This is a genomic window from Limnobacter humi, from assembly GCF_024518835.1.
In the GTDB taxonomy this organism is placed as follows: Bacteria; Pseudomonadota; Gammaproteobacteria; order Burkholderiales; family Burkholderiaceae_B; genus Limnobacter; species Limnobacter humi.
Map to the genome: position 1 here is coordinate 954,029 of NZ_JANIGO010000001.1, position 14,579 is coordinate 968,607.

Annotated in this window: 15 protein-coding genes and 1 pseudogene; 12 read left to right on the top strand and 4 right to left on the bottom strand. The window is 52.3% G+C overall.

Translation table 11 applies throughout. The features are described 5' to 3' along the window. Nucleotides 1-148 precede the first annotated feature (148 nt). Together NQT62_RS04515 and NQT62_RS04520 are read right to left on the bottom strand one after the other, a co-directional pair. Nucleotides 149-466, bottom strand: coding sequence for a hypothetical protein (locus tag NQT62_RS04515; RefSeq protein ID WP_256763410.1), 318 nt, complete (start codon nt 464-466; stop codon nt 149-151). Nucleotides 467-543: 77 nt separating this feature from the next. Beyond that, entirely contained in the window at nt 544-2,778 is a 2,235-nt protein-coding gene (locus tag NQT62_RS04520) for a heavy metal translocating P-type ATPase (RefSeq protein ID WP_370569124.1), read from the bottom strand. Nucleotides 2,779-2,881: 103 nt separating this feature from the next. On the opposite strand from NQT62_RS04520, the pseudogene cadR reads away from it, so the two are divergent. After that, nucleotides 2,882-3,346: pseudogene (cadR, locus tag NQT62_RS04525) on the top strand (Cd(II)/Pb(II)-responsive transcriptional regulator). 146 nt (nt 3,347-3,492) lie between these two features. On the opposite strand, the gene NQT62_RS04530 reads toward cadR, so the two are convergent. Next, entirely contained in the window at nt 3,493-3,774 is a 282-nt protein-coding gene (locus NQT62_RS04530; protein WP_256763411.1) for a hypothetical protein, read from the bottom strand. Nucleotides 3,775-4,066: 292 nt separating this feature from the next. Between NQT62_RS04530 and NQT62_RS04535 the strand changes: the two genes are divergently transcribed. After that, nucleotides 4,067-4,384 carry a DUF1153 domain-containing protein gene (locus NQT62_RS04535; protein ID WP_256763412.1) on the top strand — a complete coding sequence of 106 codons (318 nt, stop codon included), beginning with the start codon at nt 4,067-4,069 and terminating at the stop codon, nt 4,382-4,384. Nucleotides 4,385-5,621: 1,237 nt separating this feature from the next. Here NQT62_RS04535 and NQT62_RS04540 read toward each other — a convergent pair. Continuing rightward, nucleotides 5,622-6,713: an IS1595 family transposase gene (locus tag NQT62_RS04540; protein ID WP_256763413.1), complete on the bottom strand. Its 1,092-nt coding sequence runs from the start codon at nt 6,711-6,713 to the stop codon at nt 5,622-5,624. A gap of 212 nt (nt 6,714-6,925) precedes the next feature. Here NQT62_RS04540 and NQT62_RS15495 point away from each other — a divergent pair, with 212 nt between their 5' ends. From NQT62_RS15495 to NQT62_RS04580, 10 genes are all read left to right on the top strand, one after another. Next, entirely contained in the window at nt 6,926-7,153 is a 228-nt protein-coding gene (locus NQT62_RS15495) for a DUF6471 domain-containing protein (protein ID WP_370569125.1), read from the top strand. Nucleotides 7,154-8,237: 1,084 nt separating this feature from the next. Next, entirely contained in the window at nt 8,238-8,615 is a 378-nt protein-coding gene (locus NQT62_RS04545; RefSeq protein WP_256763415.1) for a hypothetical protein, read from the top strand. Then, the gene (locus NQT62_RS04550; protein WP_256763416.1) at nt 8,612-10,024 is read left to right on the top strand and encodes a TolC family protein; all 1,413 of its coding nucleotides are present in this window, start codon (nt 8,612-8,614) and stop codon (nt 10,022-10,024) included. Before NQT62_RS04545 ends, NQT62_RS04550 begins: the two co-directional genes overlap by 4 nt. Nucleotides 10,025-10,041: 17 nt before the next feature. After that, complete coding sequence (locus NQT62_RS04555) at nt 10,042-11,457, top strand: multicopper oxidase family protein (RefSeq protein ID WP_256763418.1); 1,416 nt, start codon at nt 10,042-10,044, stop codon at nt 11,455-11,457. A gap of 10 nt (nt 11,458-11,467) precedes the next feature. Next, nucleotides 11,468-11,992 (top strand): cupredoxin domain-containing protein, encoded by a 525-nt coding sequence (locus NQT62_RS04560; RefSeq protein ID WP_256763419.1) that lies wholly within the window; start codon nt 11,468-11,470, stop codon nt 11,990-11,992. A 233-nt stretch (nt 11,993-12,225) separates the two neighbouring features. Then, the gene (locus tag NQT62_RS04565; protein WP_370569141.1) at nt 12,226-12,516 is read left to right on the top strand and encodes a DUF411 domain-containing protein; all 291 of its coding nucleotides are present in this window, start codon (nt 12,226-12,228) and stop codon (nt 12,514-12,516) included. 16 nt (nt 12,517-12,532) lie between these two features. Next, on the top strand, nt 12,533-12,898 hold the full coding sequence (locus NQT62_RS04570; RefSeq protein ID WP_256763421.1) for a copper-binding protein: 366 nt from the start codon (nt 12,533-12,535) through the stop codon (nt 12,896-12,898). Between the two features lie 770 nt (nt 12,899-13,668). Beyond that, the gene (locus NQT62_RS15500) at nt 13,669-13,908 is read left to right on the top strand and encodes a sterol desaturase family protein (RefSeq protein WP_349256618.1); all 240 of its coding nucleotides are present in this window, start codon (nt 13,669-13,671) and stop codon (nt 13,906-13,908) included. Nucleotides 13,909-14,001: 93 nt separating this feature from the next. Further along, nucleotides 14,002-14,196, top strand: coding sequence for a hypothetical protein (locus NQT62_RS04575; protein WP_256763422.1), 195 nt, complete (start codon nt 14,002-14,004; stop codon nt 14,194-14,196). A 27-nt stretch (nt 14,197-14,223) separates the two neighbouring features. Further along, nucleotides 14,224-14,577 carry an integrase core domain-containing protein gene (locus NQT62_RS04580; RefSeq protein WP_256763423.1) on the top strand — a complete coding sequence of 118 codons (354 nt, stop codon included), beginning with the start codon at nt 14,224-14,226 and terminating at the stop codon, nt 14,575-14,577. Nucleotides 14,578-14,579: the final 2 nt, after the last annotated feature.

Here is a 14,579-nt window from a genome sequence, read left to right on the forward strand (position 1 = left end):
AAATACACGAGGGAATCGGCGGAGAGCGATCCAAATGATCGCCTGCTCGTCGTCACGTCAGCCGAGCGAGGTCGGCTTGATACGGTCACGCGCTAGGCGTATCCGTGCATTGGTGATAACGAAGGGGAAGGAACGCGCTCCCCGCCGATCAGGCGAGGACACGCCACTGAGGGCGTTCAAGGCGTTCAAAAGGGGGCGACGTGAGACGAGCCCAGTAATCTGCTGTATCCAGAGACGAGTCGGCAAGCGATGCAATCGTGACTGCCCCAGGCAAGGCCGACAAACATCCCGCGTGACAGGATGCGCAATCGGGATCGCCACCGATGGTCTTGGCTGGATCGGAAGATGCGTCTTTGCCATCCGCAGTCTTGTGGTGATGGACATGGTGGCCAAAGTGCTTGGCTGCGGCACCGGTTTCGTGTTGGCAATAGCTGGCTGCAGCCGCCCAGCCAAGCTGTAGCGGCATAAACACCAACAAAAGGATTGCCAACCATTTACGCATATCAACAGTGTAGCAGCTATAGACTTCCCTGTGCATCTTTTCTACTTGCTCTGTTGCCTTCCAAGCAACCTTAGCCCATTGAAGACCACCAGCAAGCTTGCCCCCATATCCGCAAAAACCGCCATCCACATGGAGGCATTGTCGAAGATGGCCAGAAGTAAGAAGACCAGCTTGATGCCTAGCGCAAGACTGATGTTCTGCCAAAGCACAGCATGGGTGCGCTTCGAGAGCCGTATCGTTTCCGGCAGACGCCGCAGGTCGTCGTTCATGACCACAACATCGGCGGCCTCCATCGCCGTATGGGTTCCAGCAGCACCCATGGCGAAGCCGATGTCGGCCTTGGCAAGTGCTGGCGCATCATTGATGCCATCGCCTGTCATTGCCGTGATGCCCAAGCGCTGTTGAAGTTCGCAGATGGCCTGCAACTTGTCTTCGGGTAGCAGGTTGCCCCGCACCTCGGCAATGCCCGCCTGAAATCCGACGGTGCGCGCGGTCGCGATGTTATCACCTGTCAGCATGACCGGTGTCACGCCGAGCGACTTCAGGTCGGCCACCGCTTGGGCGGAGGATGGCTTGATGGTGTCCGCCACAGCGCAGATCGCCATCACACGTTCGCTGTTAGCGAGGAGTGTGACCGTGCGACCTGCCTCTTCATGAACTGCGAGGCGGGCTTCGAGTTCAGCCGAACATTGCCCACGCTCCTCGATCCAGCGGTGGTTGGCCAGCGCGTAGGAATGATTGCCGATGACACCTTGCACTCCACGCCCTGCGACGGCTTGAAACTCTCCCACCTCTAGATCGGCGGTTGACAACCCCTCTGCGATGGCTTTGGAAACCGGGTGATCCGACCGGCCCGCGAGACTCTTTGCAAGCCCTTCCAGCACCCGTTGATCAAGGCCTGTGTCCACGGGCTCGAAGGCCACCAGTTTGGGCTTACCTTCCGTGATCGTGCCGGTCTTGTCCAGGGCCACAGCTTTGATCTTTCGCGCATCCTCCAAGTAAACGCCGCCTTTGATCAATATCCCCCGCCTTGCCCCGGCTGCCAAGCCGCTGACGACCGTGACTGGTGTGGAAATAACCAAGGCACAAGGGCAAGCGATGACCAACAACACCAAGGCTTTATAGACAGCCTGCATCCAGGTTAAGTCCGCAAGCCACGGCGCTAACAACGCGACGGCGACAGCCAGGATGAAAACGGCAGGGGTGTAGATCGCGGCAAACCGATCTACAAAGCGCTGTGTTGGCGCACGGGACGATTGTGCTTGCTCGACTGCGTGGATGATGCGCGCCAGGGTACTGTCCGAAGCGGGCGCGGTGACTCGAAATTCCAAGGCTGCAGACTGGTTGATGGTGCCTGCGTAGACTTCGTCGCCAGGAGCCTTGTCTATGGGCAGGCTTTCCCCAGTCACAGGGGACTGGTCGATGGCACTCTGCCCGAGCGTCACGACGCCATCGAGCGGAACGCGCTCTCCTGGACGGATGCGCACTATCGCGTTGACAACGACCGCTTTAACGCCGACGCGCGTCCAACTGCCGTCACTTTGACGAACCTCGGCCTGCTCCGGTGCCAGCGCCAGCAAGCTCTTGATGGCGTTACGCGCCCGGTCCACCGCTCGAGCCTCGATGGCCTCGGCTATGGCATACAAGGCCATCACCATGGCAGCTTCTGGCCACTGGCCTATCAAGAAGGCACCTGTCACGGCCACAGTCATCAAGGCGTTGATGTTCAAGCGGCCTTGCCGCAGTGCGGAAAGCCCTTTACCGTAGACAGAGAAACCCGCCAGGGCGATGGCCACCGCGGCCAGCGCCATTCCAAGGGCTTTTGCTGGCCAACTATCTGAAAAAGCGAATGCCAAGCCTTCAGCCGCCACGGCCAGCCCCAATGCAGCAATCAATTTGCCCCATGAGGCCCAGAAACCAATTGGCGCAGCGGCAGTAGCTCCATCCGATGTGTCTTCTACGTTGCGCGGCTCTGGTTTGAAGCCCGCCTTGCGAATCGCATCCAGAGCCAACTGCAGAGCATGATCATCCGCAGCGATGGCCAACTCGCGGTCGCCCAAGTTGAACTGCAAGCCACGAATGCCTGCCACGCCGTCAAGTGCTCTACGGATTTCTGACTCTTCTGAAGCACAGTCCATGTTCGCGATCCGGAACCGCTGTGGCGCAACAGTCGTTGCATTAGACGCCGTTGGCCCGTCCACAGCAAGCGATTTAGCACCGCCACTCCCACAATCGCAGGTCGTGTCAACTTGTTGGCATTGGTGAGTAGGGTTCATGATCTTCTCCTTGTTGGTTGGATTTAAAACCCTGTAGCCACTACAATGTCAAGCCTTTACAATGAAGTAATACAATTTTCCTGGCATCGTTCAAGGTGAAGATATGAAAATCGGGGAACTGGCCAAGGCCACTCACACCCAAGTTGAGACGATTCGGTATTACGAACGCGTAGGATTGTTACCTGAAACTCCTCGCACAGAAGGTAACTACCGGGTGTACAGCAGCAAACACGTTGATCGCCTGTTCTTAATTAGGCGCTGCCGAGGGTTGGACATGACGTTGGACTAAATCCGAGTGCTGCTGCGCTTCAAGGACTCGCCTCAGGAGAATTGCGCACAAGTGAACGACCTGCTCGACGAGCACATAGACCATGTGGCAACACGTATAAACGAGTTAAAGGTGCTGGAACGACAGCTCAGGTCATTGAGAGCAAACTGTTGCGAGTCTCAACAGGTCAGCCAATGCAGAATTTTGACCGAATTGTCTACAGCGTTCAGCCAAGATTACGACTCAGCAACAAACAGAGTGCATGTCAACGGGGCACATAACCTCAAAGGAAAGCCTTAAACAAACGATGTGAAAAGCAGTTGTTGCACATGCAGAAGAATTCCAGCCATATGAGGTGGCAAATAAAGGAAGCCACAATCCGAACAACCAACTAAAAATAATCCTTGGCCTTTCCTCACAGCTTCTTTGGTGGACTTCTCGATGGTTTAACCCACGGGTCGGTCCAAATCACTGACCTTCTCAAACAGTCGGTCGACATCAATCAACAGCTCGGCCATCAAGGCTTCTCGGGTGGTGGTCAGTGGTTTCTCCGTCATGGCCATGGCCCATTTGAACAGTGCTTTGAAAATCTGATCGAGGTTCTCGTGGGCGCTCCTGGCCAGGTGTTGAGCCGACACCATGGAGACCGCATCGTGCTTCTCATCGTCGGTCTTGGCTTCACGGAGCAGGGCGCGATAATTAGTGGTGTCATTGACCACCTCAGCCACGGTTTTTTCAATGCGCGGAGACGATCAAAAATTTCGTTGCTGAACAGCACCACTTCGCGCTTGAGAGTGAAGCGCTTTTCCGATTGATGGAAGTCCACCACGGCAGAGAATTAACTGTCAATGCTCTGACTGTATTCAGGATCCGCCCGGTTGAAGATCACTCGAATTTTCCTAGCGGGAATGTCCAATCGATCCAGTGTCTTGATGGTGTCGGCTTGCTGTTTTTTCTGTGGAACAACCTGTAATGACCCAGTGAAATTCTGCTCAGGTGATAATGAAGGAGAAATCACCGATGAGCATAGAAATGAACGACGACACCAAGCGCTGGACAGCCAAGCGCAAAGCAGCCCTGGTGATGGACATTATTCAGGGTAAGACCACAGTCTCAGAGGCCAGCCGAACATTTGATTTATCACCCTCTGACATCGATAACTGGGTCGATGAAGCCAAACGGGGCATAGAGAATGCTCTGAAGGCCAAACCCTTTGAAGTCAAAGAACTCTATGAGAAGCAAATCAAGGACCTTCAGGAAGCATACGGGGAGGCCACGCTGGAGTTGCGTGCCAGAAAAAAGCTTCAGTCCCTTCTGGGCGAGGAGGACGACAAATGATTCTCCAAATTCAGCAGGGACTCCTTGAAGGCGGTTTGAAGGTGTGAGTATCGAAAAGTTGTGCCGATGGTTTGAAGTACCACGCAGAAAGGTCTATTAAAGGCCCACCAAAGCAGCACCCAAGGTCAACGAGGCTTATGTCAAACCCATCAAGGCCATGGTTGAAGAGAACCCAGCCTTTGGCTATCGCACCGTGGCGTATTTGCTGGGTATGACGGCATTATGTAGCAGGTGAACAAATCAAGGGCCCCACTTCGGGGCCTTTTCAATCCCTCTTTTTCCCTACACTTAGAGCAAAGCCCAGTGCGGCTTTTACTCTGATTGAAGAAAGAAAAATGGCGGATAACCTCACAGTTTACGGACTCAAACATAAAATAGCTCGGCTGCTTGGCCAACGGGTTCGGATAGTTCAACAGATGAAACCTCTTCTTGCGAAGATATCGGAATTGCAGACTCAACTTTCCGCATTTGAGTCCGAGTGCCGAGTAATTGAGGAACAGGTAGCGGTCCTGACAAACACTCTGGAGGCTCTTGGCTCCTCTCAAACTGTTGAGGCGGTAAAAGACTGTGCCAAATGGGCTAACGGGCAGCGACGTGGTGCATTCAAGACGGAGCTTCTTAAAGCTTTACATCAAACAGATGTGCCACAGACCACGCGTGAAATAGCCATAACGATTGGCACGGCCCTTGGGCTTGATACTGACGACCCTTTCGTGTGGAACAAGCTTCGCCATCAGACGAAGAACTATCTAATCTTGCTAAAGGAGAAAGGCGACGCTGTTCTACTTGAAAGTAGCCGAACTATACGGGGGTCGCTGTGGCAAAGACCCTAGGCGTGCGAGAGGTCCGCCCGGCGCACTGCAACGCCCTTCTGAATAGGTACGCCACAGCACTGAGTGAATTGCACTATTGGTCGCAAGACCCTGAACCTCCCCACAGGCAGAGGATGCGAGGAAGCGGGTCGAATTGTTGGCCAGCAGCTTGATTATTTTCGGGCTGTCGCCTGAAGGAGCAAAAGCCAAAAGGTACACGCCACCAAATACCCGACTAATCAGCGCGGCCTTAGACCGTGTTTTGCTCAAGCCGCTTAAGCGGGGCCAGACACTCACCCTAAGTGAAATGGTTGCCGTGTGCCTAGCCCACAATGGATTGGCCAACGCCAAGACTGAGCGACAACTACGACAAGTCGAACTGGATATTGCACAACGTCTTACACGCCACGTTGCCCAGGGGCTGGTCATACAAATGGGTGAACATTACCAGTTCTTAAAGCAGCGGCAGTCACGATAGCAGGGTTGCGCTTTTTGTTGCCCTGCCAATACTTGGCAAAGCTTCGAGACGGCTCATTTCTCATCAGCTTTTGGCCAACCAGCCGAAATTGGAATCCATTGCTTGTTCGCCGCCAGTCTTCGCGAAAGACGATTTCATTGGCATAGAGGTCGATGTGCTTCTGAGCCAGCTTGTGAATTTGACCGTCCACCAGACGACGCATTCGTGAGAAGAATGACTCAGCCTGGTTTTGGTTGATACCGTCGTCACTCTGGTACTCCTCCTCGTGGTTAACCACCTCATGGATGTAATCCGGGTGCTTGGAAAGCGCCGAATAGGCATTGTGACCGTCTGTAAAGACATGGGAGCCTGGTCGCACATAGCGCTCTACGGCTGCCTGTACATCCTCAGGGTTCTCAGACTTCAGGATGACCGTGATGCTGCGGTCAGCGCCTCGGGCAAAATCCTTGGAACGCTGACGCATTGCCAGCACCACGCATTTCAGTGGGTTTTGGTTGGGTTCAAGCCGCAGGTCTTTGCGGTCGGTCTTCTTGTTTGCTTTGCGTACAGCCGTTTTGAGATAACCCCCGTCAATCTCAACGACTCCTTCGAGAGGGTTTAAGATTCGCTCCTTGAACAAGGTGTCCCGCACCTTTTGAAGCAATACATAGGCGGTCTTGTAGGACACACCAATCTCGCGACACATCTGGAGGGCGGACAGTCCTTTGACGCTGTTGACGAAGAGCACGATGGCCGCCAGCAGGGTCCGCAGCGGCAGTTTGTGGGAGTTGAACACCGTGCCAGAAGTGAGAGAGAAGAAACCATGGCAGTGCTTACAGCGCCAGAGGCCTGGAACCGACTTACCATCCATACCAACCTTGGTCCCTTTGAAGAATTGGTGCGTGTCGAAAACGGCGCAGCGCGGGCACGCCTGTTTGGTTTTGCTGCCCCATCTGAATTCACAAAAAGTGCGAAACACCTTGTTCTCAGACCAGCTGAACACGTCACTCAGACTGATAGTGCGTGCCTCTGGCGACAGCAGGAAATGCTGCCCTTTCAATTTCGCCCCATGACGCGTTATCCTTGAAGTTGCTCTCAAGGGGTTTAGGCACTAAAAACTGACCAAACTCAGAAGTGAATCTATTGATTCGTAAATGAAGAATAAACCTCATATATGAGGAATAAAGAACAAAAAAATTTGACAGACTAAAGGTCTTCCTAATGTATTGGGCCTGAGTGCTTCGTTCGAGGCAGGATGAAGGCCGACCCCAAATGACGAAACATGAAAGACAAGCCCGAGTGGTGCTTCGTAGCATCATGGCCAGGCAGGATGTCACATACAAAGAGCTTGCGAGAAAGCTAGAGATGTACGGCTCAGAGCTTGACCACAAGGCCCTGAGCACAAAAATCAACCGAGGCAAATTCCAGTTTGCCTTCTTTATCCAGTGCCTTGATGCCTTGGACCAGATTGATAAGCTCGACAGACTCATGACCAATTAATATACTGATTAAATAAACAGTATAGTAGCCCTGTCTGATATCCGAAGCAACTGCGAATCAAATGTGTGGTGTTACTGTGACGAGCGTATTTTCCCCGTCTGTCACACTAAAAGACTTTTCTGGTTGAGGCGCGGCTAGAGGCTTGGCCTGTTCAGAAATTGAATGCCAACGCGCTTGCATTAAGGATTATTCAGGACTTCAACGAGAGGTTTGCGTCAGCGAAGTAGGTTTCTCAGCTTTGGCCAAGTGTTGGCTTTAATATAGTTACAACTGACTATTTGACCTTAAAAATTCAAAGAATTGAGGGCTAGCTCTTGTTTTCCCCACAACACTGGAGAGGACCTTGTCCCCATCAAAGAGTTTGTTCAAACGCTTAGAGTGACTTCAACGGTCTTGAACAAACTATTGTGAGAAGACTCAGGCAGACTCCCGTTCCCGTATCAGCATATAGAGGCACCCCCCCTCCAAGAATCGAGGCGGGTTCCACTTGGTTCAAGCCGTAGTCTGCGCTGTAGAGAGATTTTCAGCCCACAAGGACTCTAGCTGCAATCGTCAAGTCGATAGTTTTACACTTACGAAATTAGTCCCCAATCGATAAGTTAAGTTGCTATACTAGAAATATTATTAGGTTGAGCAATGAGACGAACTTTCTTCCAAATCTTTTGCATGTGCTTAGTTGCCTGCTCTCTGTTGTTACAGGGTGTAGCTAGTGCTGCTATGGCTGGTTGTCATGAGTCGTCTTCTGATTCTTCCGCCCCCATGCACCAGATGCATGAACACGACGATGCGACTGGCGAGCATGCGAATGACCCGCATCTAAAACACTCACATGCGGGTGCCAAAGCGGACAAAGCTCAAAAAGACAAAGCAGGCGACTGCTGCGACTGCCACGCTGCCTGCAAAGCATCTTTTATGTTGCCTTTTTTGGATAGCCCCTCCGTAAAAATTTCCTCGGTAGTAACAACTACACCGATTCTCGCGCATCAAAGTTCAGACCTCATTCCCCCTTACCGTCCCCCCATTTCTGCCTGAAATCAACTGATTTGCCATTTGATTTTTGAACACCAGAAATGGAGGTGCGTCCATGCGCGCTCAAATTTGCAATGCACTGATAGGCTTTTTGGGTCTACTCAGTGTGAACGGGGCTTTTGCCGAACCCCAGACAGACCTGACATACCAATCGGCCTTCGAACAATTTGATTCCTATCAGCCCACTCAAAGACGTGATTGGCGGACCGCCAACGACCATGTTGGAAAGCTGGGGGGATGGAAATACTACGCCAAAGAGGCGGCCTCTCAGGGGGGGGAAGGCTCTCGCGAGGAGCCTTCAGTGGCCCCTGAAACTTCGCAGGGAGTCAAAAACTCGCGCCCCTCAATGAAACACGACATGTCTCAGATGAAGGGCATGTCCATGGAACATGGGATGGGCGCAGGTGAATCTCCCCAGGGGAGGCAGCAATGAGCTACCTCCGTAAATCGATACTGGCCCTGGCTGTTGCCTCTTTGGCCGGTTGTGCCACAGTGGACATCAACCAATCCATCGACCAAACCAACCTGCGCACCCAGTCCCTAACAGCCGGAAAAGTCTCATTGGCTTTGAATGCCACGCAAAAACAGGTACTTGGCGAGACGACGGATAAGTTACTGGCGCAGCCGCTCACCATGGCAGGCAGTGTTCAACTGATGCTAGCCAATAGCCCGGATTTTCAGGCACTGCTTGCGCAGAACTGGGCCAACCAAGCATTGGCGGCTCAATCCGGACGAATTGCCAATCCTTTACTCACTTTCGAGCGAATCACCACCGGAGACCAATTAGAGATTGGCCGGCTTATCACATTTGGATTGCTGGACATCCTCTCTCTGCCATGGCGACAACAATCTGCTTCCCTGCGGATTGAGCAAGCGCAATTGCAAATGAGTTCCGATGTTATCGGGCAGTCGGTTGCGGTTCAACAAGCGTGGGTGGATGCGGTCGTCGCCAAGCAGAAAGAAACCTATGCCAAGAAAGTGTTGAGTTCTGCCCAAGCGGGTGCCCAATTGGCCAAAAGGCTTGCGGAAGTTGGAAACTTTACAACCACCCAAAGAATTCGGCAGCAGATGTTTTACTCGGATGCGGTAGTGACCTATGCCCAAGCCAAGCAAACATCTATTGCAACGCGCGAAAAATTGGGTCGAATTCTGGGGCTGACAACAGAACAGATGGCGAAGCTGAAAATCCCCGACCACTTACCAGCCCTTCCAGACGCTCCGATGGACAGTGCCAAAGTTGCACAAATGGCAACTAACCGCCTGGACATTGAAATGGCCAGACTTGCTTACAATTCAGCGCTAAAAAGAGCTGGATTTGCAACTGTGGGCTCTTTTATTGATGTGGACCTTGGTATCCGTAGGAATTCAGTCTATGACCGAGCTTCTGGAAATTTGTCCAATCCCAGGGGTTATGAACTGGACATTCGACTTCCACTCTTTGACTGGGGAGAACTGAAAAGGGATGCTTTTGGTGCAGACCTGCTCAGTAAGGCAAATCTGCTGGAGGGGACCATCCGCAATGCAGAATCGTCTCTTCGGGAAAGCTATTCGGCCTACAGAACAGCCTACGACATCGCCAAACACTACAGGGATGATGTCATTCCGATGCAGGAAGCCTTGGCCGACGAGGGGGTCTCCCAATACAACGGTATGTTAATCAGCACGTTTGAGCTACTTGCGGAGAGTCGCAATCAAGTCCGCGCAGGTCAAGCTGCCATTGAATCCGTTGGAAATTTTATTAGGGCGCAATTGGCGCTTGAATCCACCCTGATGGGGAAACCACTGAATGCCAATCTGATGATGAGCAGCACCGGTGGCCAGGCCTCAGCCGGTGGGCATTAAGAGATTGGAGAACCATCATGAACTCAAGACGAGACTTTATTAAACTGGCTGGCATCGCCGGAGGTGCTGTTGCTGCCACTTCCGTGAGCAAAGTGGCCATGGCCGCTTTGCCAGAGCCAATTATTCAAACATCGCCAGACACCATGGCTCCTCTGTTTCCCAAAACGGGTCGACCATACAACCCAGTGGTGACCTTAAATGGTTGGACCCTTCCCTGGCGCATGAATCAAGGAGTTAAAGAATTTCACCTCGTTGCTGAGCCAGTTGTTCGAGAAATGGCTCCAGGCATGAAGGCGCACCTGTGGGGCTATAACGGGCAAAGTCCAGGTCCCACGATTGAAGTGGTCGAGGGCGACCAAGTACGGATTTTCGTGACCAACAAATTGCCTGAGCAGACCAGTGTTCATTGGCACGGACAACGCCTGCCCAATGGCATGGACGGGGTGGCTGGGCTAAATCAACCTGCAATTCCATCCGGTAAAACTTTTGTTTATGAGTTTGAAGCCAAGCGGCCCGGTACGTTTATGTATCACCCGCATGCAGACGAAATGACACAAATGGCCATGGGCATGATGGGTTTTTGGGTGACACACCCCAAGAATAAACACCCTTTGATTGAAGAAGCGGACCGAGATTACTGCTTCTTGCTCAACGCCTACGACATTGACCCTGGGGCATACACACCAAAAATTATGACCATGCTCAATTTCAACCTATGGACATGGAACAGCCGGGTCTTTCCGGGAATTTCACCACTGGTGGCCCGCAAAGGTGACCGGGTACGGATTCGGGTGGGTAACCTGACCATGACCAATCACCCCATCCATATCCATGGACATGAGTTTGAGGTGACAGGCACTGACGGTGGCCCTACCCCCAAGGGTGGTCGCTGGCCAGAAGTTACGGTGGATGTGGCTGTGGGTCAGATGCGGCAAATGGAGTTCATTGCCGACGCAGTGGGTGATTGGGCTTTTCATTGCCACAAAAGCCATCACACGATGAACGCAATGGGCCATGACTTGCCAACATTGATTGGGGTGGACCACACCGGGATTTCTAAAAAAGTGCACAGCCTGATTCCAGATTACATGGCCATGGGGGAACGGGGTATGGCTGATATGACCGAGATGGACATGCCATTGCCAGACAATACCTTGCCCATGATGACCGGGGACGGCCCCTTTGGCTCTGTCGAAATGGGCGGGATGTTCAGCGTCCTGAAAGTTCGAGACAACCAAAAGCCTGGAGACTATACGGACCCGGGCTGGTACCAGCACCCCAAGGGGACTCAGGCGTATGAATACACAGGTGAAGGGTTGCCTCCTGCGCCCTCCAGTGCTCGCTCGGGACCTGCAGCCATGAAGGCTCAAAACATGCCTGCAACCAATATTGAAGTTCAGGTCAAAAAACCCGTTGGACATTCAAATCACTGAGGAAACCACGATGAAAATCCATCAATTCTTACTCAACCTAGGGGCTGTCCTGATGGCTGTAACCACATTCAATGGGGCACTAGCACATGGCAGTAACCCGCATGAGAAGGCGCCCGTCTTTTCGGAGAAGGATTTTGAACAAATGCCCTGGGGAATTGGCGCAATGCCTACCAAGGCCCAGCGTACAGTTCAGGTCACCATGTCGGACAACATGCGTTTTGACCCATCCAGTCTCAACGTTCGACCTGGCGAAACCATCCGCTTTGTGGTCACAAACAAAGGCGTATTGCTGCACGAGTTCGTCATTGGAACCATTGAAGCAAACAAAGAGCATGCAGAGCTGATGAAACGCTTTCCTGACATGCAGCACGAAGCACCTTACATGGCGCATGTACCGCCTGGACAAACAGAGGAAATCGTCTGGACATTCAATCGACTGGGTGACTTTCAGTTTGCATGCCTCATTGCCGGACACTATGAAGCTGGCATGGTCGGCAGTATCCGTGTCGCAGATGCGAAAGGGGCTAAAAAATGAGGTCGCTTCTTCGCCACAGCCTGGTACTAGCCCTTGCTTATGGGGCCATGGGCGGGAATGCTTGGGGTACAGAGGCAACCGCACCAACAACTAACCCCAAAAGAATCATGTCCACGCCTGTTAAGGTCGTTGGCTTACAGGTGTACAAATCTCCCACCTGCGGCTGCTGCGAGGACTGGATAAAGCATTTAGAACAATCCAAGTTGTCTGTTCGGTACGACAACGTGTCTGATATGCCAGCGCTGAAAAACAAACTTGGAATTGACTCTAGGTACCGTTCCTGTCACACGGCAGTTAGTGCCGAGGGATATGTCTTCGAAGGACATGTACCCGCGAAGTACATACGCCAATTTCTAAAAGAGAAGCCCCTGGACGCTATCGGGCTAGTTGTCCCCGGTATGCCTGCAGGCTCGCCTGGGATGGAGATTGGTGCTGATTTTTCCCCCTATCAAGTGCTCTTGCTCACTCGGGATGGTCAAAGCCGCGTTTACGCCACCGTCCAAACCTACGAATCACAGTTTTAACTTTTGGAGAAACACCATGAAAAACCTCAATTACTTACTCATCACCATAATTTCAGCGCTCACCCTTGGTCAAGCTCAGGCTCAGGACCCGCACGCAGGCCACTCCCCCTCTACGGAATCGTCGGTGAAAGCCTCTGACGGTTCAGACCGCATTGGCAACCTGTCCGACGCTGACATGACTGAAGGTGTCGTCAAAAAAATTGACCTCAATCAGGGCAAGGTAACACTGAAGCATGGTGAAATCAAAAGCCATCAAATGCCCGGTATGACGATGGTTTTTAAGGTCGGTTCAATGGAGATGCTCAAGGGCCTACAGGCCGGAGACGAAGTCAAGTTCGCATTGGACCCCAGCATGACAGTCACCCGTATCGAGAAAAAGTAAGGGCATGGCCATCTTCCGGTCAAAAATTGGTTTGGCTGATTGAACTTTTCAAAGTCCTTATGTTCTACACTGAAGTGGGCAGATGGTCTGCCCACTTTTCAAAAGGAAAACTGTAATGAAAACTTTGATGTTGAAAGCAAGCGTTGTATTTACTGGTCTGCTGGCCACCACATATGCCTTCGCAGGCACATGCTGTGAAGCGGGAGCCGCCTGTTGTGCCCTGGGAATGTCCTGCTGCTAAGTCAAGCAACATTATCCCTTTTGGCGTAATCGCATGACCCGAGTCCATCGGTTTTTGGCAATGATGTTGCTGTTATGCCTGAGTTTTCAGGTTGCGGCCTCAACATTGGCGGAACTCTGTCGATTCGAATGCGAGCAGGCAAATCAGTCTGAGCTGATAAAAACCAGGTCGGTCAGCCAAGACATTGTTGTATCTAAGCCCGAACAGGGAATTGGAGCCGTCAGATGGACCGCGCAACGGGATGACCTAGCTCTGTCAGGTATGACTTGCGAAGGCTGCATATCTTGTCAAGAATGCATGCCAAGCATTGCACTGATACCCTCATGCCTCGCTCAGCCTTCATCGTTCAAGAATCATCTTGAAATGTTTGTGTTGAAGCGAGTTTCCTCGGGTGAACCCGAACGACCTTTCAAACCGCCGCGTATTTTCTCCCTGCATGCCTAAGCCGAATTAATTGCTTCACTGGTGCCCATCCTATTTCTCTAGCTGTGTTAACAATTTGTGTTGATTACCGGCTAAGGCCGAGAGGGTGCTTAGATGGTTTGTGGTCACACCAGACATGCACCGTGTGCACCAGTCCATTCGTCCGGAGGAAACCAATTCAAACTACGGGTTTAGTTTCCCATGGTGGGACCGACTATTTGGAACTTACATGGCAAAACCGAAAGAAGACGCTCAAACGATGCCAATTGGCATTGAGCTATTCAGGCAAGAGGGCGACTCCAACCTCCCCAAAATGCTGATTCAGCCATTCATTTCGGGGCACTGATACCTGTTTTTTCTAATTCTAGAATCCTTCAAGAACCGCATAAACAAAGCAGGTGAGACCTACTGGTGTTCACCTGCTACATAATGCCGGGGTATGAACAAAAATACCGTGCAACGCGTGTTTCAGTTGATGAGCTGGCAGGTGCGCAAGCGACCCGTTGGCTTTCGCCCGCGTGTACAGGCTTTACCTGCCGTTGCGCAACGGCCCGATGAACGTTGGGCCACAGACCTGTGTCGTATTTGGTGTGGCAAAGACGGCTGGGCTAGCTTGGCATTGGTGATTGATTGACACACGCGAGAATTGCTTGGTTGGCACTTGAGCAGAAGCGGTAAATCGGCCACGGCAGAGTCTGCGCTGGAGCAAGTCCTTATCAGCCGCTTTGGCGTGCTTGGAAAGGTCTCAAAACCCTTCCTGCTGCGTTCGGACAATGGCTTGGTGTTCTGCTCCAGAAGCTACACGGCACTGGTGCGCAACTACGGTTTGCAGCAGGAATTCATCACGCCCTACAGCCCCGAGCAAAACGGTATTGTGGAGCGCGTGATACGAACCCTTAAAGAGCAGTGCGTGCACCGCCATCGGTTTGAGACCATCCAGCATGCCAGCCGAGTGATTGCAGACTGGATTCGGTTTTTTATAACACCCAAAGACCCCACCAGGCGCTGGGCATGAGA

Bases quoted from the DNA above. Each gene is read 5' to 3' on its own strand.
- NQT62_RS04535 (WP_256763412.1), top strand. From the start codon at position 4,067: ATGAGCATAGAAATGAACGACGACACCAAGCGCTGGACAGCCAAGCGC.
- NQT62_RS04520 (WP_370569124.1), bottom strand. From the start codon at position 2,778: ATGAACCCTACTCACCAATGCCAACAAGTTGACACGACCTGCGATTGT.
- NQT62_RS04515 (WP_256763410.1), bottom strand. From the start codon at position 466: ATGCCGCTACAGCTTGGCTGGGCGGCTGCAGCCAGCTATTGCCAACAC.
- NQT62_RS04575 (WP_256763422.1), top strand. From the start codon at position 14,002: ATGAACAAAAATACCGTGCAACGCGTGTTTCAGTTGATGAGCTGGCAG.
- NQT62_RS04555 (WP_256763418.1), top strand. From the start codon at position 10,042: ATGAACTCAAGACGAGACTTTATTAAACTGGCTGGCATCGCCGGAGGT.
- NQT62_RS04570 (WP_256763421.1), top strand. From the start codon at position 12,533: ATGAAAAACCTCAATTACTTACTCATCACCATAATTTCAGCGCTCACC.
- NQT62_RS04550 (WP_256763416.1), top strand. From the start codon at position 8,612: ATGAGCTACCTCCGTAAATCGATACTGGCCCTGGCTGTTGCCTCTTTG.
- NQT62_RS04560 (WP_256763419.1), top strand. From the start codon at position 11,468: ATGAAAATCCATCAATTCTTACTCAACCTAGGGGCTGTCCTGATGGCT.
- NQT62_RS04565 (WP_370569141.1), top strand. From the start codon at position 12,226: ATGCCAGCGCTGAAAAACAAACTTGGAATTGACTCTAGGTACCGTTCC.
- NQT62_RS04545 (WP_256763415.1), top strand. From the start codon at position 8,238: ATGCGCGCTCAAATTTGCAATGCACTGATAGGCTTTTTGGGTCTACTC.
- NQT62_RS15495 (WP_370569125.1), top strand. From the start codon at position 6,926: ATGACGAAACATGAAAGACAAGCCCGAGTGGTGCTTCGTAGCATCATG.